This window comes from Streptomyces solicamelliae, assembly GCF_045348655.1.
Classification (GTDB): domain Bacteria; phylum Actinomycetota; class Actinomycetes; order Streptomycetales; family Streptomycetaceae; genus Streptomyces; species Streptomyces solicamelliae.
The window spans coordinates 450773-467660 of sequence record NZ_CP160404.1 but is presented as its reverse complement, the minus strand read 5'-3'; the positions used below and the strand labels follow the sequence as shown (position 1 = coordinate 467660).

At 72.4% G+C, this 16888-nt stretch carries 13 protein-coding genes; 4 read left to right on the top strand and 9 right to left on the bottom strand.

Annotated features, from left to right (window positions below; genetic code table 11):
- Positions 1 to 30: 30 nt before the first annotated feature.
- The 4 genes from ABZO31_RS02285 to ABZO31_RS02270 all read right to left on the bottom strand — a co-directional run bounded on the left by ABZO31_RS02285 (position 31) and on the right by ABZO31_RS02270 (position 4993).
- The gene (locus ABZO31_RS02285) at positions 31 to 1449 is read right to left on the bottom strand and encodes a GH1 family beta-glucosidase (protein ID WP_406859148.1); all 1419 of its coding nucleotides are present in this window, start codon (positions 1447 to 1449) and stop codon (positions 31 to 33) included.
- 96 nt (positions 1450 to 1545) lie between these two features.
- Complete coding sequence (locus ABZO31_RS02280; RefSeq protein WP_406859146.1) at positions 1546 to 2448, bottom strand: carbohydrate ABC transporter permease; 903 nt, start codon at positions 2446 to 2448, stop codon at positions 1546 to 1548.
- Positions 2445 to 3416, bottom strand: a complete 972-nt coding sequence (locus tag ABZO31_RS02275) for a carbohydrate ABC transporter permease (protein ID WP_406859144.1) — start codon at positions 3414 to 3416, stop codon at positions 2445 to 2447. Before ABZO31_RS02275 ends, ABZO31_RS02280 begins: the two co-directional genes overlap by 4 nt.
- Before the next feature lie 275 nt (positions 3417 to 3691).
- On the bottom strand, positions 3692 to 4993 hold the full coding sequence (locus tag ABZO31_RS02270) for an extracellular solute-binding protein (protein ID WP_406859142.1): 1302 nt from the start codon (positions 4991 to 4993) through the stop codon (positions 3692 to 3694).
- Between the two features lie 290 nt (positions 4994 to 5283).
- Between ABZO31_RS02270 and ABZO31_RS02265 the strand changes: the two genes are divergently transcribed.
- Entirely contained in the window at positions 5284 to 8067 is a 2784-nt protein-coding gene (locus tag ABZO31_RS02265) for a glycosyl hydrolase (protein WP_406859140.1), read from the top strand.
- 80 nt (positions 8068 to 8147) lie between these two features.
- On the opposite strand, the gene ABZO31_RS02260 is transcribed toward ABZO31_RS02265, so the two are convergent.
- The 4 genes from ABZO31_RS02260 to ABZO31_RS02245 form a co-directional block, all read right to left on the bottom strand.
- A complete protein-coding gene (locus ABZO31_RS02260) occupies positions 8148 to 9182 on the bottom strand; it encodes a LacI family DNA-binding transcriptional regulator (RefSeq protein ID WP_406859139.1) in 1035 nt (344 codons plus the stop codon).
- Between the two features lie 203 nt (positions 9183 to 9385).
- A complete protein-coding gene (locus ABZO31_RS02255; RefSeq protein ID WP_406859138.1) occupies positions 9386 to 10222 on the bottom strand; it encodes a pectate lyase in 837 nt (278 codons plus the stop codon).
- 107 nt (positions 10223 to 10329) lie between these two features.
- On the bottom strand, positions 10330 to 11166 hold the full coding sequence (locus ABZO31_RS02250) for a hypothetical protein (RefSeq protein WP_406859137.1): 837 nt from the start codon (positions 11164 to 11166) through the stop codon (positions 10330 to 10332).
- Complete coding sequence (locus tag ABZO31_RS02245; protein WP_406859136.1) at positions 11163 to 11708, bottom strand: SigE family RNA polymerase sigma factor; 546 nt, start codon at positions 11706 to 11708, stop codon at positions 11163 to 11165. Before ABZO31_RS02245 ends, ABZO31_RS02250 begins: the two co-directional genes overlap by 4 nt.
- Positions 11709 to 11932: 224 nt before the next feature.
- On the opposite strand from ABZO31_RS02245, the gene ABZO31_RS02240 reads away from it, so the two are divergent.
- Both ABZO31_RS02240 and ABZO31_RS02235 read left to right on the top strand, forming a co-directional pair.
- Positions 11933 to 13411, top strand: coding sequence for a glutamate--cysteine ligase (locus ABZO31_RS02240; RefSeq protein ID WP_406859134.1), 1479 nt, complete (start codon positions 11933 to 11935; stop codon positions 13409 to 13411).
- A gap of 116 nt (positions 13412 to 13527) precedes the next feature.
- The gene (locus tag ABZO31_RS02235) at positions 13528 to 14622 is read left to right on the top strand and encodes a chemotaxis protein (RefSeq protein ID WP_406859133.1); all 1095 of its coding nucleotides are present in this window, start codon (positions 13528 to 13530) and stop codon (positions 14620 to 14622) included.
- A gap of 22 nt (positions 14623 to 14644) precedes the next feature.
- On the opposite strand, the gene ABZO31_RS02230 is transcribed toward ABZO31_RS02235, so the two are convergent.
- Complete coding sequence (locus ABZO31_RS02230; RefSeq protein WP_406859132.1) at positions 14645 to 15298, bottom strand: TetR/AcrR family transcriptional regulator; 654 nt, start codon at positions 15296 to 15298, stop codon at positions 14645 to 14647.
- A 113-nt stretch (positions 15299 to 15411) separates the two neighbouring features.
- Here ABZO31_RS02230 and ABZO31_RS02225 point away from each other — a divergent pair, with 113 nt between their 5' ends.
- The gene (locus ABZO31_RS02225; RefSeq protein WP_406859130.1) at positions 15412 to 16875 is read left to right on the top strand and encodes an aldehyde dehydrogenase family protein; all 1464 of its coding nucleotides are present in this window, start codon (positions 15412 to 15414) and stop codon (positions 16873 to 16875) included.
- Positions 16876 to 16888: the final 13 nt, after the last annotated feature.

The window sequence follows — 16888 nt, the reverse complement described above, 5'->3', positions numbered from 1 at the left end:
GCACCGGAAATCCGCGCTCGGACGGCCCTGTCAGGCCTCCGCGAGCCCGCCGCGGGCGATCACCTCCGCGTACCAGCGGGCGCTGTCCTTCAAGGTCCGCCGCTGTGTGGCGAAGTCCACGTGCACGATGCCGAACCGTTTGCTGTACCCGTACGCCCACTCGAAGTTGTCGAGCAGCGACCACAGGAAATAGCCCCGCACGTCCGCGCCGTCCGCCAGCGCGCGGTGCACCGCCGTCAGATGCGCGTGCAGGTAGTCCACCCGCTCCGGGTCCTTCACGTTCCCCGACGGGTCCGCGTAGTCGTCGTACGCCGCGCCGTTCTCCGTGATCACCAGGGGGACGTCGGGCAGCTCGTCCCGCAGCCGGAGCAGGAGTTCGTACAGACCGTCGGCGTCCACCGGCCAGTCCATGGCGGTGCGCGGGCCGGGCGCCGGCACGAAGCGTACGTGCCGCTCGGCGCCCGCCCACGGCGACGGCGACTCGGAGATGCCCGCGGCGACGACGGAGGGGGAGTAGTAGTTGATGCCGAGCGAGTCGATCGGCGCCGCCGCTGCCGCCAGGTCGCCGTCGTGCACGAACGACCAGTCCGTGACCGACGCGGTGTCCTCGACCAGGTCCTGCGGGAGCCGGCCGTGGAAGACCGGGTCGAGGAAGATCCGGTTGCCGACGGCGTCGATCCGGCGGGCCGCGTCCCGGTCCTCTGGGCGCTCCGTAAGGGCGCGTACGGCATGGAGGTTGAGGGTCAGCGACACCTCGGCGGACGCCGGTAGTGCGCCGCGCAGTGCGCGGGCCCCGAGCCCGTGCGCCAGGTTGAGGTGGTGGGCGGCGCGCAGCGCGGCGAGGTCGTCGGTGCGGCCAGGGGCGTGCACGCCGTTGCCGTAGCCGAGGAAGGCGGCGCACCACGGCTCGTTGAGCGTGGTCCAGGTCGCCACCCGGTCCCCGAGGGCCTCCGCCATGACGGCCGCGTACTCGGCGAAGCGGTACGCAGTGTCCCGGTGCGGCCAGCCGCCGGCGTCCTCCAGCTCCTGCGGCAGGTCCCAGTGGTAGAGCGTCGCCACGGGGCGGATGCCGGCCTCGAGGAGGGAGTCGGCGAGGCGCCGGTAGAAGTCGAGGCCCTTGCGGACGGCCGGGCCGCGCCCGGTGGGCTGGACCCGGGGCCAGGCGATCGAGAAGCGGTAGTCGGTGACGCCGAGCCGCCGCATCAGGGCGATGTCCTCGTCGACGCGGTGGTAGTGGTCGGCGGCGATGTCCCCGGTGTCACCGTTGCGGACCTTGCCCGGGGTGCGGCTGAACGTGTCCCAGATGGAGGGCGTGCGGCCGTCCTCGGCGGCGGCGCCCTCGATCTGGTACGCGGCCGTGGCCGTGCCCCAGCGGAAGCCCTCGGGGAAGCGGAGGGCGGGCGTCGCGCCGGTGCGGGGAGCGGTGCGCGGGTCGTCGAGCGCGGTCATGGGAGGGCAGCTCCGTGGAGTGAGACGACGGGGGAGTGAGACGAGGGGAAGGAAGACGAAGGGCGGGTGAAGCCGCGGGCTGGTGAAGCCGGCGGGTCAGCCCTTGACCGCGCCCTGCATGATGCCGCCGACGATCTGCCGGCCGAGCAGGCCGAAGACCAGCAGGACGGGCAGGGTGCCGAGAAGCGTGCCGGCCATGATCACGGACTGGTCGTTGACATAGCCGCCGCCGAGCTGACGCAGGGCGACCTGGACGGTCGGCTCGGAGGAGGAGAGGGCGATGATGGGCCAGAAGAAGTCGTTCCACGCGGCCATGAAGGTCAGCAGACCGAGCACGGCCATGCCGGGCCGGGCGATCGGCACGACGATCGACCAGAAGATCCGGGCGGTGGACGCCCCGTCCACCCGGGCCGCCTCGATCAGCTCGTCGGGCAGCGACTGCACCAGGTACTGGCGCATGAAGAACACGCCGAAGGCGGAGACCAGGCCGGGCAGGATGACGGCCTGGAGCTGGTTCACCCACTGCAGTTCGGCGATCAGCATGAAGAGCGGGATCACGCCGAGCTGCGGCGGGATCATCATGGTCCCGACGGTGACGGCGAGCAGCGCGCCGCGGCCGCGGAAGCGGAGCTTGGCGAAGGCGAACCCGGCCAGCGTGCAGCACAGCACGGTGCCGAGGGTCACGGACCCCGACACGACAAGGGAGTTGAGGAGCGCCTTGCCGATGTCGGCCTCCTCCATCACCGCCTCGAAGTTGCGCATCAGGTTCGGGCCCGGCAGGAGCGTCGGCGGGACCTTCGCCAGATCGGCGTTGGAGCGGCTGGCGGCGACGATCGTCCAGTAGAACGGGAACGCCGAGACGAGCACGGCGACGATCAGGAACGCGTACGCGAGCCGGCCGCCCTGCATCGTGCGTCCGGCGCGCGACCGGTACCGCCGTCCGGCCGGCGGCTGTTCGGGCGCCGGGGACGTGGCCGGGGGAGTGGCGAGCACGGTCATCGGCCGGCCTCCTTGCGGGAACGGCGCCGCGCGATCAGGGCGTTGACCCCGACCAGCAGCACGATCAGCAGGAACATCACCCAGGCGATGGCGGCGGCCCGGCCCAGATGGAAGAAGCCCCAGCCCTGCTCGTACATGTAGAGACCGAGCGTCTGGTACTGGTGCGCGATGCCGCCGGAGGCGGAGCCCTCGAACAGCAGGGGCTCGCCGAAGAGCTGGGTCGCGCCGATCGTCGAGACCACGACCGTAAAGACGATGGTGGGCCGCAGCCCCGGCAGGGTGACGTGGAAGAACTGCCGCCAGCGTGACGCCCCGTCCATCTCGGCGGCCTCGTACAGCTCCTGCGGGATGGACTGCATGCCGGCCAGGTAGATCAGCGCGTTGTACCCGGTCCAGCGCCAGATCACGATGCTGGAGACCGCGACCTGGGAGGCGAGGGTGCCGGTCTGCCAGTCGACGGGGCCGATGCCGACGAGGCCGAGGACGTAGTTGATCAGGCCGAAGTCGTGGCCGAAGAGCTGGGCGAAGACGAGCGTGGCGGCGGCCACGGAGGTCGCGTACGGCAGCAGCATCGCGGTACGGAAGAACGTCCGCCCGCGCAGCTTGTAGTTGAGCAGGTGCGCCAGGCCGAGCGCCATCACCAGCTGGGGGACGGTGGAGATCACCCCGATGGTGAACGTGTTGCGCAGCGAGGTCCAGAAGAACTCGTCGTTCAGCAGCGCGGTGTAGTTGCCGAGGCCGCGCCACTCCATGTCGCCGGGCGTCTGGAGCTCGACGCGGTAGAGCGACACGAAGGCCGTGTAGATCAGGGGGAACAGCCCGAAGGCGATGAAGAGGGTGAAGAACGGGGCGACGTAGGCGTACGGCGAGAGCGTGCGCCACGCGCGCCGGACGGGTGAGGCCGGGCCCGCCGCTGCCGGGCGCGGCGGCGGGATCGGGGTCGGTTGCGCGGATGCGGTGAGGGTCACGGTGCGGCCCTTCGGGAGCGAGGAAGAAGCGGTGCGGGGCGAGGGGGAGCCTCCGGATCGGGCCGGGGCGGAGTCCGAGCGGGGGAGGAACGCCCGGGCCCGTCCCGACCGGAGGCGGTCGGGGGTGGCGGGGGCGGTCGGGGGCGAGGTCAGCCGGGACCACGGGACCGGCCGACCGACGTCGGCCGGGCCCCGCCGGGCCGACCGACGTCGGCCGGGCCCCGCCGGGCCGACCGACGTCGGCCGGGCCCCGCCGGGCCCGGTCCCGGCCGGCGTCAGCCGATCGTGTTCTCGACGCCCTTCTTCGCGTTCTTCCACGCCTGGTCGGACGCGGTCCCCTTGCGTTCGACCTCGCTCAGCGCGTTGGTGATCTGCTGGGCGACGTTCTGGTCGTGGACGCCGAGGACCTGCACCGGGGCGGCCTTGGCCGCGTCGCCGAAGATCTGGCCGATCGGCGCGCCGGAGAAGTAGGGGTCCGTGGCGCCGGCGATCTTCGTGATCGCGCCGGTGGACGACGGGAAGTTGCCCTGCTTGGTGAAGATCTTGGCCTGCTGCTCGGGCGCGGTGAGCCACTTGATCAGCTCGTACGCCTCCTTCTTGTGCTTCGCCGCCTTCGGCACCGCGAGGTACGAGCCGCCCCAGTTGCCGGCGCCGCCGGGCAGCGCGGCCACGTCCCACTTGCCCTTGCCGGCGTCGCCGGCCTGGCCCTTGATGTAGCCGAGCATCCACGCGGGGCAGGGGATCGTGGCGAACGAGCCGGCCGCGAACGCCTGGTTCCACTGCGGCGACCACTGGTCGAGCTTGGCGCTCAGCCCGGCCTCGCTCGCCTCGACGGAGGTGTCCCAGGCGGCCTTGAGTGCCGGGTTGGTCTCCCAGATCAGCTTGCCGGAGGCGTTGTAGTACCGCTCCTTCTGCTGGCCGATCATGACCGAGTAGAGGCTGCCGACGCTGTCCAGCCAGGCGCTCTTGCCGGGCGCCTTCGCCTTGTACTGCTTGCCGAGGTCGAGGTACCCGTCCCAGGTGGCCCAGCGCTTCGCCAGCTCCGTGCGGTCGGTCGGCAGGCCGGCCTGCCGGAAGAGGTCCGTGCGGTAGCACATGGCCTCCGGGCCGACGTCGGTGCCGAGGCCGAGGACCTCGCCGCCCTTGCCGTTGGCGGCCGCCCACTTGGCCGGGGCGAACTGGCTCTCGAGCGAGTCCGCGCCGTACTTCCTCAGGTCCTCGAACCGGTCGGTCTGCTGCTGGGCGACGGAGGCGATGCGCCCGACTTCGACGGCCTGGACGTCGGCGAGACCGCCGCCGCCGGCGAGCCGGGTCTGCAGCGACTTCCAGTAGTCGGCCTCGTCCTCGGTGTCGGTCTGCTTGATGGTGACGCCCGGGTGGAGCTTCTCGTACTCGGCGTAGAGCCCCGCCTCCTTGTAGCCGAAGGAGCCGAACAGGTCGACGGTGAGGGTGACGTCGCCGCCGGCGCTGTCGGAGCCGCCGTCCCCCGAACCCCCGCAGGCGGCGAGCAGGGACCCGGCGAGCGCGAGTGCCCCCATGCGGAACGCGGCTCTTCTGGCGGCTCGGGCAGTGCGCATGAGAAGTCTCCCTGGGCTGAGGGGCGGGCGAGAACACGTTGAGAGCGCTCTCAAGTTGTGCCGGAGCTTGCCGGTGACGGACGTGTTCCGTCAAGAGTCGAAGACATAACGGGTCGGATTCGGCCCTCACTTCGGCTCTTGCGCAATCTCTTGACACCCCTGTTTCAAGAGGAATACGTTTCCGGCCGATCTGAGAGCGCTCTCGAACGGCCCGGCGGCCTGCGGCGGTCTGCAGCGGTCGAAGGGAGCCCGAGCCGCTCCGTCCGTCGTGATGACTTGAGGTGTTCCCCATGTCAGTCCCCCACTCGCGCCCAGCCGTCGTGCTGGCCCTGGCCGCCGCCCTGGCGGCCGTCGGGCTCGTACCTGCGGCGTCCCCGGCGGCGGCCGCCGCCGTCCCCGTGGGCGCCGGCAGCTACTCCGACACCCGGCCCGCCGGCACGTCCGGCCCCACCACGAACACCGGCGCGCCCGTGACCCCCAAGGTCACCCCGGCCGCCCAGGGCAAGCCCGTGCCCACCAACGACTGGTGGTCCTCGCTCGCCTTCCAGCGCTACGGCGACAACCCGTACTCCACCCCGATGTACGGCCATCCGCTCACCTACCAGGCCACCGCGGGCGGCCTCGACATCGGCTACCCGACGACCCCGCAGATCGTCGGCGACGGCCGCCAGTACGAGTACGCCCACAAGCGGGACCTCACCATCGGCCTGACCGGGCTCAACTCGCCCGACACCAAGGCGGACGCCTGGTCCGACTGGACCGTCACGCCCTACTGGTCCGACGGCGCCCGCACCCTGCGCACCACCATCGGCCACGGCAGCCCCTTCGTGTACGCCCGGGGCTCCGGCGGCAACGCCCAGATCACCACCGCGGGCACCCCGGCCGTCTTCGCCGACCAGGGCAACGTCCTCGGCATCACCGTCGCCGGCCACCACTACGCCCTGTTCGCGCCGACCGGCGCCGACTGGAACGTCTCCGGCACCACCGTCAGCGCCGCACTCGGCGGCAAGGACTACTTCTCCGTCGCCGTGCTGCCGTCCACCGACGCGCTCGCGACCTACAAGAAGTACGCCTTCAGCTTCGTCACCGGGTCCACGGTGAACTGGAGCACCTCCGGCGGCACCGTCCGCGCCACCTACACCCTGACCACCGAGGCGAAGGAGGGCACCGAGCGCGGCACGCTCCAGGCGCTCTACCGGCACCAGTGGCTGCGCACCACCGACGCCCTCACCCCGTACACGTACGTCTCGCCGCGCGGCACCATGAAGGTCCGTGAGGGCGCGTCCTTCGGCACCAGCCAGAAGGCGGCCCCGGTCCTGCCCGGCCTGCCGAGGACCGGTGACGTCGACGCCGCCAGGCTGCGCGGCCACCTGAACGAGGTCGTCAACGCCGCCGACCCGTTCTCCGGCGCCACCGACACGTACTGGACCGGCAAGGCGCTCGGCCGGCTCGCCCAACTGGTGCCGCTCGCCGACCAGATCGGCGAGACCGCGATCCGCGACCGGCTCCTCGGCCTGATGAAGGGCCGCCTGCAGGACTGGTTCACCGCGGGCGGGTCGAACGAGTTCTCGTACGACCGCACATGGAAGACCCTCACCGGCTACCCCGCCTCCTACGGCAGCGACACCGAGCTCAACGACCACCACTTCCACTACGGCTACTACGTCTACGCGGCCGCGATCGTCGCCCAGTACGACGCCGGCTGGGCCGCCGACTCCGCGTGGGGCGGCATGGTGAAGACCCTGATCCGGGACACGGCCAACCCCAGCCGCACCGACGGTTCCTTCCCGTTCCTGCGCGGCTTCGACGTGTACGCCGGGCACAGCTGGGCCAGCGGCCACCAGGGCTTCGCCGCCGGCAACAACCAGGAGTCCTCCTCGGAGTCCACCAACCTCAGCGCCGCGCTCGTGCTGTGGGGCTCGGCCACCGGCGACACCGGCCTGCGCGACCTCGGCAGCTACCTGCTGGCCACCGAGGGCGAGGCGATCGCCCAGTACTGGTTCGACGCCGACCAGCAGGTCTTCCCGGGCTCCTTCGGCCACGACACCGCCGGCATGGTCTGGGGCAGCGGCGCCGCGTACGCCACCTGGTGGACCGCCAACCCCGAGGAGATCCACGGCATCAACGTCCTCCCGGTCACCAGCGGCGGCTCACTCCACCTCGGCGGCCACCAGGCCGCGATCCGGCGCAACATCGCCGAGATGGAACGGGAGAACGGCGGCCCGGCCGTCGAGTGGCGCGACCTCCTCTGGGAGTTCCAGTCCCTCGCCGACCCGGCGGCCGCGAAGGCGAAGTGGGACGCGGGGAACGGCGGTTACACCCCGGAGGCGGGCGAGTCGAAGGCACACACGTACCACTGGCTCACCAGCCTGAACGCCCTCGGGGCGCCCGACACCGCGGTGACCGGCGACCTCCCCACCTCCGCGGTCTTCGCCAGGAACGGCACCCGCACGTACGTGGCCCACAACCACGGCTCCACCGCCCGTACGGTGACGTTCTCCGACGGCAAGGCGCTCGCGGTGCCGGCGCGGTCCACCGCCGTCGGGAACGGGACGGTCACCGACCCCGACCCTGATCCCGACCCCGAGCCGTCGACCGGCGACACCTTCCGGCTGCGCTCCGGCGGCGTCCTCACCACGGCCACCGGCGGCACGCCCGGCAGCGACACGATCCCGTCGGCGGGCGGCGCCAACCACGACGGCACCCCGTACCGGCCGCTGGTCTACGAGGTCCGCGGCGTCAACGGTACGTTCGGCGCCGGCCGCACGACCGCGTTCCGCCTCCCGGTGGACGCCGGGACCGCCGTCGGCCTCGGCCAGCAGGTGCGGGTCAGCTACGACCTCACCGGCGACGGCTCCTTCGACCGGACGGAGACGTACCACTACTTCGCCACGGACCCGGTCGCCGGCTGGGAGGAGTACAACCAGGGCCGCGGCCTGAAGTCCGCCACCGGCACGCTCGGTGACCTGCGCGGCGGAACGGTGCGGCTGGAGGTCTGGAGCGCGATCGGCAACGCGGACTCGCGCCTGCAGACGGGGACGGACACGGCGGTGCTGGTGATTCCGTACAGCTGAGTCGGCCCCGGCATGATCTGCGGCGGGTGCGGGGCTTCGGGCCCGCACCCGCCGTGCGCGTCTGTGTCTGTCCGTGCGCCCTACGCCGACGCCCGCCGGACCAGGCTCGTCTGCGTGATCACCGACGCCGACGCCGACGCCGACTCCGCCTCGCCCGCGCCGTCGAGCCGCCGCATCAGCAGCTTCACCATGATCCGGCCCATGCCCTCGATGTCCTGGCGGACCGTGGTGAGCGCCGGTGCGGTGTCCCGGACCACCGACTCCATGTCGTCGAAGCCGACCACCGCGACGTCCTCCGGCACCCGCACCCCGCGCTCGCGCAGGGTGCTCAGCGCGCCCGCGGCCATCAGGTCGTTGGAGGCGAAGACGGCGTCGAGGTCCGGCCACCGGTCGAGGAGCTGCGCCATCGCCCGGGCCCCGCTCTCCCGCGTGAAGTCGCCCTGGCACAGCAGCGCCGGATCGGCGTCCACCAGGACGTCGTGGTAGCCCGCGATCCGGTCCAACGCGGAGGTCTGGTCCCGCGGTCCCGCGATGTGCGCGATCCGCTTCCGTCCCAGGGACACCAGGTGCCGTACGGCCTCCCGAGCCCCGCCGCGGTTGTCGCAGTCCACGAACGGCACCGCCAGGTCCGAGCCCGCCGGGCGGCCCCCGAACACCGTCGGGACACCGCTGCGGACGATCAGCGCCGACAGTCGGTCGTCACTGTGCAGCGAGAACGCGAGGGCGCCGTCGACATGGCCCCCGCCCAGGTAGCGGGCGATCCGCTCGTGGTCTCCGGGACCCTCCACCCACAGGAGCACCAACTGGGCGTCGTGCGCGGTCAGTTCCCGGCTGATGCCCCGTACCTGCTGCTCGAAGAACGGGTCCGAGAAGATCCGGAACTCGGGCTCCGCGATGATCACGGCCACCGCGCCGTTGCGCCGGGTGACCAGGGTGCGGGCCGCGTGGTTGGGGACGTAGCCGAGCTCCTCGACGGCCCTGCGCACCTTCTCCACCAGCGGGGCGCGGACGCCCGCGCCGCCGTTGACGACCCGGGAGGCCGTGGCGCGGGACACGCCGGCGCGGGCGGCGACGGCTTCGAGCGTGGGGCGGGGCCCCGTGATCTGCTCGGTCAAGGCGGAGGCTCCTCGGCTGCGTCGGCGGTGCGGTGACGGGGCGGGTGACGGGCGGAGACAGGGGGTGACTCGGGGTGGTGCACGTTCAGGATATCTGTATCCGCCACGCTCTGAGAGCGCTCCCAAGAGGATGAGGGAACGTCCCCGCCGACCGCCGTCGGCGGGGGCGTTCCCCACTCACCTCAGGTGCCGCCGCCGGTCCCTCACTTGTACGTGAGGTCCTTGGCCGTGTACCGGCAGTTCGTGCCGTCCGGGCCGGTGCCCAGGACCTTCGGCTCGGCGCCCGTGCTGTTGCCCCGGAAGCGGGTGCACGGCTGTATCTTCCTGCCGCCGTCGCCGGTGATGCGTACCTTGCGCAGGGCCGCCGTGTCGCCGTAGTTGGCGTTGATGCCGACGATCGACTTGCCCGGGGCGGTCACGTCCACGTCGTTGATGATCACCTGGCGGTTCCTGTACTGGGTGGAGCAGTTGCCGCAGGTGCGCACCAGCTTGCCGAAGTCCGACACCTGGAACCTGGTCACCACCAGCTTTCCGGCGCCGTTGAACTGGAAGACCTTGTCACTGGCGTGCCGGGCGCCGCCGCCGTGGACCGTGTAGACGGCCGAGGCGGACTTGCCCTTGAAGGTGGCCGCGTCCTCGCCGACGTCCTCCCACCAGACGTTCTGCAGCGTGCAGCTGCCGAGGCAGTGGACGCCGTCGGCGGCGGGCGTGCCGAGGACGACGTTCTTCAGGACGGCGCCGTCCGCGAGCTGGAACACCGGGTCCTGGCCCTCGTCCTGGCTGCTGCCGCCGAGCGCCCCGCTGCCGTAGAAGCGCTGGTACGCGCCGTCGTAGGTGCCGGTCACCTTGATGGTGCTGCCGACGGCCTTCTGCCCGGTGGCCGTCGGCCAGGCGGACGCGGCGCCGGCCGAGGACAGCATCGTCGTGGTGACGACGGCCGTCGCGGTGAGGCCGAAGGCGGCCGCGCCGCCGATGACCGCGCGCCGCTTGGTGAGGCTGCGGCGGTGCCGGCGTACACGTGGTTCGGGTCGTGCTGTCATACCCATTCCTTGCGTGGTGGGGGATGCTTGCGCCCTGTTGTCGCCACCACCGCGGAAGAGGTTGCCGCGCGATCGAAACTTTCTGTACGAGCTCCGCCGGTGACCGTCTAGTCGTCGCCGCGAGGCGCGAAGTCTCCCGAGGCGGAGAGCCGTTGGGAGCCCGCGTCCGCCGTCGCCGTGTACCGGTCGGCCCCGGCGTCCCGGCCGCCGCGCCGATGGTCGTACTGCCCGGCGAACACCCACTCGCCCGCCGGGACCGTGCGGCCCTGCCTGAGCACCCAGGTGTAGGTCAGGAAGCCGTCTCGCTCTTCGACCGCGAGGGCGAAGTCCTCTTCCGGCAGCGTGCGCCAGGCGCCCGTCGAGGACACCCCGCCGGTCTGGGCGATGCGCAGGCTCACCGTGAGTGCGGTGAGGTCGGTCGTCGACTTGAGCGTGACGTTGCTCTGGGCCCAGAACTCGTTGCTGTGGGGGTCCACCGAGCCGTCCGACCACAGGGGGGCGGTGGTGGCGCCGGCGGAGGGGGTCGGAGGGGCGACGGGGGGTGTGTACGGGTTGCGGGTCGGCTCGCCCGAAAGGCGTGCGTCGTCGGTGCTCTTGTCGTGTTGCTTCGGGGGCGGGGGGACGACCGGCGGGCGGGTCGCCGTCTCCGGTGACGGCGTGGTGGTCGGGGACGCCGTTTCCGTGACCCGTGTCGCGGGCTGTTCCTCCTGCACCCCGGCGGCGATCGCCAGGCTGCCGGCCGCCAGTACGCCCGCCACCCCGGCCGCGGCGCCCACGACCCGCAGCCGGCCGGACACCGGCCGGCGCCGCGGACGGGTGTCCGCGCCGGCCTGCTCGGACCTGCCGCGCTCGATCCGGGCCAGGATGCGCGCGCGGTCCGGCTGATGCGCCTCTGCCGCCTCGCGCAGCCGGGCGCGCAGCTCGTCCTGCCCGTCCCGCGTCATCGGTTCCTTCCTCCGGCCGCGTGCAGCTGCTGCGGCGCTCCCTGTGTCCCGAGCAGCCGCTGCAACTCGGCCATCCCCTTGGAGGTCTGGCTCTTCACCGTACCCACCGACACGCCCAGGGCCAGCGCGGTGTCCTTCTCCGAGAGGTCGAAGGCGTGCCGCAGCACCACGCAGGCGCGCTTGCGGAACGGCAGCCGGCGCAGTGCCGCCTGCACGTCGAGGGTGCCGGCGACGTCCGGGTTCTCGGTGCTCTCCTCGCGCGGCGACCAGAACAGGGCGATCCGGCGCCGCTCGCGCACCGCGCTGCGGATCCGGGTGCGGGCCAGATTGGCGACGACCCCGCGCGCGTACGCCACCGGGTGGTCGGCCGCGCGCACCCGGTCCCAGCGGTGCCACAGGGCGAGCAGCGCGTCCGCCGCCAGATCGTCGGCGGCGTCCGCCTCGCCGGTCAACAGGTGGGCGAGACGGGCCAGTTCGGCGTAGTGACGTTCGAAGAACGCATGGAACTCCACGGAGGCGGCGTCGTCGACGACTCTCCCCACGGGCGGACTCTCCTCGGTGCGAACCCCTGGGCGTCGAACGGCTGTACGCCGGGATGAGATCCGGAACTGTATCAATGATCAATGGGTGACACCGCCGGCCTCGACCGGCCGCATCGTGGACATGGACGCCCGGCACTCGGGACGCCCCGGCGCCCGCAGGCGGAGCCGGGCGCGAAGTGGGACGCTGAAGGGGAGCTTCGGGCCGAGGAGACTCGGGAGGTCGCATGGGACGGGACGTTCCGGCGCTGGTGTTCACCCGTGACGACCGTCGGCAGTTCCGGAACAAGATGCACGCATGCCTCGACGTGCTCGCGCAGATGCTGCGGGAGTCACGCTTCGACTTCGAGCGCCCGCAGGTCGGCCTGGAGATCGAGCTGAACCTCGTGGACGGCGAAGCCGAACCGGCCATGCGCAGTACGGACGTTCTCCAGGCGATCGCGGATCCCATCTGGTCCAGCGAGCTGGGCCGGTTCAACCTGGAGATCAACATCGAGCCGCGACGGCTCACCGCGGGCGGTCCCGACTCCTGGGAGCAGGAGATCCGCGACTCCCTCAACCACGCCGAGGCCAAGGCCGCCGACATCGGCGCGCACCTCGTCATGATCGGGATCCTGCCCACCCTCGACCTCTCCGACGTGGGCCCCGACTCGCTCTCCGAGAACCCCCGCTACCTGCTGCTCAACGAGCAGATCTTCTCCGCGCGCGGCGAGGACCTGCTGATCTCGGTGGACGGCGTCGAGCGGCTGCGGACCTACGCGGAGACGATCACGCCGGAGGCGGCCTGCACCAGTACGCAGTTCCATCTCCAGGTGTCGCCGGACCAGTTCGCCGACTACTGGAACGCGGCCCAGGCCATCGCCGGCGTCCAGGTGGCCCTCGCGGCCAACGCGCCGTTCCTGTTCGGCAAGGAGCTGTGGCGCGAGACGCGCATCCCGCTGTTCGAGCAGGCCACCGACACCCGGCCGGACGAGATGAAGGTGCAGGGCGTGCGCCCGCGGGTCTGGTTCGGCGAGCGCTGGATCACCAGCGTCTTCGACCTCTTCGAGGAGAACGCCCGCTACTTCCCGGCCCTGCTGCCGCTGTGCGAGGACGAGGACCCGCACGAGACCCTCGACAGCGGCGGGATCCCCGCCCTCGGCGAGCTCACGCTGCACAACGGGACGGTCTACCGCTGGAACCGCCCCGTGTACGCCGTCGTCGACGGCGTCCCGCACCTGCGGGTGGAGAACCGGGTGCTGCCCGCCGGCCCCACCGTGGCGGACGTACTGTCCAACGGCGCGCTGTACTACGGGCTGCTCCGCGCCCTGGTCGAGGAGGACCGGCCCGTCTGGACCCGGATGTCCTTCTCGGCCGCCGAGGACAACCTGCACGCCGCTGCCCGGCACGGCATCGACGCCCACCTGTACTGGCCCGGCACCGGCGAGGTGCCGGTGACGGAACTGGTGCTGCGCCGGCTGCTGCCGATGGCGGACCGCGGCCTGGAGCGCCTGGGCATGGACGCGGCCTGGCGCGAGCCGCTGCTCGGGATCATCGAGCAGCGGTGCGTCACCGGACGCAACGGGGCGGTGTGGCAGTCCGAGATGTTCCACCACATCCACGACATCCACCACGTGAACCGGCACGAGGCGCTGCGCCGGATGACCAGGCAGTACATCGACTACATGCATCTGAACGCCCCGGCGCACACCTGGCCCGTCGAGTGAGCCGCCGCGAGGCCCGGATGCCCTGACGGCACCGACTCGCGAGGCACGGCAGATCGGGACAAGATGGCGATTTGTGCGGGTCGTAGAGGCCCGCCTCCGGCAGGAAGGATCGGTTCATGGACCCCGTGCTCAGCAGTGGCGCGCTCGCCGAGTTGCGGCAGCCCCGCCCGTACCCGGCCGTCTCCCTCGTGATGCCGACGCACCGCCGCGAACCGGAGAACGCCCAGGACTCCGTACGCCTGCGGAACCTCGTCGCCGAGGCCGAGAAGGCGGTCGGCGACGACCCTGACGTGCCGCGGGAGCGGCGGCTCGCCGTGCTCGACCAGCTGCGCCGGGCCCTGGACGAGATCGACCTCGTGCACGCCGAGGACGGCCTGGTCGTCTACGCGGCCGAGGGCGAGCACCACGTCTGGTCCGTCGCCCGCGAGGTGCCGGAGCGCGTCGTCCTCTCGGACACCTTCCTCACCCGCAACCTGGTCGCCGCCCAGGCGGCCGAGCAGCCGTACTGGGCGCTCACCGTGGCGGCCGACCGGGTCTCCCTGTGGAGCGGCGACCCCGAGCATGCCATCGAGTCCGACGGCGACGGCTTCCCCCTGACCCGGAGCCTGGAGGACCCGGACGCGGAGCGGAAGGAGCGGATCGGCGACATGCCGAGCACCTTCCAGGACGAGGCGACCAAGCAGTTCCTGCGCGAGGCGCACGACAAGCTGCGGGCCGTGCTGGCCGACGACCCGCGCCCGCTGTACGTGCTCGGCTCCTCGGCCGCGCTCTCGCTGATGGACGAGCTGGGCTCCTTCGGCCCGGACGCGATGGCCATCCCGCAGGGCGGCCTCGCCGCGGGCCCGGCCCGGGCCGTCTGGGAGGCCGTCGAGCCGCAGCGCACGGCGCGCCTGGCGGCGGCGACGTCCACCGTCGTCGCCGAGCTGAACGCGGCGCAGGGGCGGCACGAGTTCGTGGGCGGCATCGACGAGGTCTGGCAGGCGGTGAAGGAGTCGCGGGTGCGGCTGCTCGCCGTCGAGGAGAACTACCGGACCGTCGTGCGCGACGACGGCGGCCACCTGAAGCCCGCGGCCGCGGGAAGCGCCGGGGCGCGCGACGACATGGTCGACGAGATCGTCGAAAAGGCCCTGGAGGCCGGCACGGAGGTCCACTTCGTGCCCGACGGCACGCTGGCGGAGCAGGGCGGCGTCGCGGGAGTGCTGCGGTACTGAGCGGCGCCCGGACCGGGGTCCGCTAGCCGCCCGCGCCGCTCCCGAGCGGGCGGTGCAGGGCGGCGAGCAGCAGCCGGAGCTCGGTCTCCGTGACCTCGGCCGCCCGCGCCGTGGGCGCGGGGCCGGGCGCGCCGAGGAAGGCCGAACGGGCCAGGGCGGTCCCGATCAGGACCAGGGCGAGGACGTCGAGCTGGGCGGCCGTCAGGTGCTCGGCCAGCTCCCGGCGGCGTACGGCCCCGGCGATCAGCAGCTCCAGCTGCTCGCGCACGGCCAGGTACACGTCGTCGTGCAGGATGCGCCGCAGGTCGGCGTCGTGCGCCGCCTGGCCCATCAGTGACAGCAGCGCGGGGCCGGCGTCGGCGTCGAGCAGCTGCTGCTTGCGCGTGAGGAACTCCCGTACGTCCCCTTCGAGGGAGCCGGTGTCGATGCCGCCGAGTTCGTCCAGCGTGATGTGCCGGGCGACGGCCCCGGCGAGCGCCTGCTTGGAGGGCCAGCGGCGGTAGAGGGACGCGGTCGAGGCGCCTGCGCGGCGGGCGACGGCCGTGGTGGTGAACGCCGCGTAGCCCGACTCCTTCAGGACCTCGATGGCCGCGTCGATCAGGGCGGTGTCCACCCGCGGGTCCTTGCGCCTCCCCTTGTGCGGGGGGTGCGGCGGGCCGGCGTTCGTCGTCGTCATGTCCGAATTCTCTCGTGCCCGACTCTCTCGTACCCGGGGGCTGGAACGTTCGCCGCGTCGACCTCTATCCTAAACGAAAAGCTTTCGTTTCGTTTGAGTGGAGAGCGACGACGATGACGACGACCGTGACGACGCACGCACCCGTCTCCCGGACCGCCCCCGGGATCCCCGAGACCGTGGCCGCCGCCCGCGCCTTCTTCGACTCCGGCGCGACCCGCCCGCTGGGCGACCGTGTCCGGAACCTGCACGCCCTGCGCGCCCTGCTCACCGAGAACGAGACCGCCTTCGAGGAAGCCCTCTGGGACGACCTCCACAAGGGCCCCGCGGAGGCCCAGCTCACCGAGATCAGCGTGACCCTCGCCGAGATCCGGCACACCCTGCGGCACCTGCGCCGCTGGGCGCGGCCGAAGCGCGGCCCGGTCCCCGCGGTGCTGCTGCCCGCGAAGGCGCGACTGGTGCCCGAGCCGCTCGGTGTGGTGCTGGTGATCGCGCCCTGGAACTATCCCCTGCAGCTCCTGATGAACCCGCTGGTCGGCGTGCTGGCCGCGGGCAACACGGCGGTGCTCAAGCCGAGCGAGCTCGCCCCCGCGACGTCGGCGCTGATCGCCCGGCTCGTCCCGCGGTACTTCCCCGACGGCGAGGTCCGCGTCGTGGAGGGCGGCGTCGAGGAGACCACGGAGCTGCTGGCGCAGCGCTTCGACCACATCGTGTTCACCGGCAGCGGCTCCATCGGCCGCATCGTCATGCGGGCCGCGGCCGAGCACCTGACGCCGGTGACGTTGGAACTGGGCGGGAAGTCCCCGGTCTGGTTCGACGACGACGCCCGGCTGCGGGCCGCGGCCCGGCGGCTGGCCTGGGCGAAGTTCACCAACGCCGGGCAGACCTGCGTCGCCCCCGACTACGTGATGACGACGCCCGACCGCGTGCCGGCGCTCGCCGCCGCGCTCCGCACCGCGATCGGGGAGCTGTGGGGCCCGGACCCGCGCGCGACCCGGGACTACGGCCGGATCGTCAGCGAGCGCCACTTCGACCGCCTCGTCGGCCTGCTCGACTCCGTCGACCCCTCCGACGTGGCCGCCGGCGGCACGCACGACCGCGCCGAGCGCTACCTCGCGCCCACGGTCGTCACCGTCCCCGCCGGCGCGGACGGCCCCGTCATCGGCCCGGACGCGGCCCACCCCCTGCTGCGGGACGAGATCTTCGGCCCCGTGCTGCCGATCGTCGCGGTCGCCTCGGCGGAGGAGGCCGTGAAGGTGGTCAACAGCTGGGACAAGCCCCTCGCCCTGTACGTCTTCACCTCCTCGTCCCGCACCCGCCGCCTGTTCGAGCAGGGCACCTCCTCCGGGGCCGTCGTCCACGACGCGGGCCTCGTCCATGTCGCCGCCGCGGGCCTGCCGTTCGGCGGCGTCGGCCCCAGCGGCATGGGCGCGTACCACGGCGCGTACTCGTGGCGGAGCTTCACCCACCTGAAGCCGGTCCTCACCAAGCCCCTCGCCCCCGACACCCTCCGCCTGGCCCAGCCCCCGTTCCCCACCTTCGCGCTCCGCCTCGCCCAACGGATGATGCGCCACGGGTGAGTCGACGGCACCG

Coding starts and splice junctions, on each gene's coding strand:
- ABZO31_RS02230 (WP_406859132.1), bottom strand. CDS start 15,298: ATGACGACGACGAACGCCGGCCCGCCGCACCCCCCGCACAAGGGGAGG.
- ABZO31_RS02250 (WP_406859137.1), bottom strand. CDS start 11,166: ATGACGCGGGACGGGCAGGACGAGCTGCGCGCCCGGCTGCGCGAGGCG.
- ABZO31_RS02265 (WP_406859140.1), top strand. CDS start 5,284: ATGTCAGTCCCCCACTCGCGCCCAGCCGTCGTGCTGGCCCTGGCCGCC.
- ABZO31_RS02285 (WP_406859148.1), bottom strand. CDS start 1,449: ATGACCGCGCTCGACGACCCGCGCACCGCTCCCCGCACCGGCGCGACG.
- ABZO31_RS02225 (WP_406859130.1), top strand. CDS start 15,412: ATGACGACGACCGTGACGACGCACGCACCCGTCTCCCGGACCGCCCCC.
- ABZO31_RS02280 (WP_406859146.1), bottom strand. CDS start 2,448: ATGACCGTGCTCGCCACTCCCCCGGCCACGTCCCCGGCGCCCGAACAG.
- ABZO31_RS02240 (WP_406859134.1), top strand. CDS start 11,933: ATGGGACGGGACGTTCCGGCGCTGGTGTTCACCCGTGACGACCGTCGG.
- ABZO31_RS02235 (WP_406859133.1), top strand. CDS start 13,528: ATGGACCCCGTGCTCAGCAGTGGCGCGCTCGCCGAGTTGCGGCAGCCC.
- ABZO31_RS02270 (WP_406859142.1), bottom strand. CDS start 4,993: ATGCGCACTGCCCGAGCCGCCAGAAGAGCCGCGTTCCGCATGGGGGCA.
- ABZO31_RS02255 (WP_406859138.1), bottom strand. CDS start 10,222: ATGACAGCACGACCCGAACCACGTGTACGCCGGCACCGCCGCAGCCTC.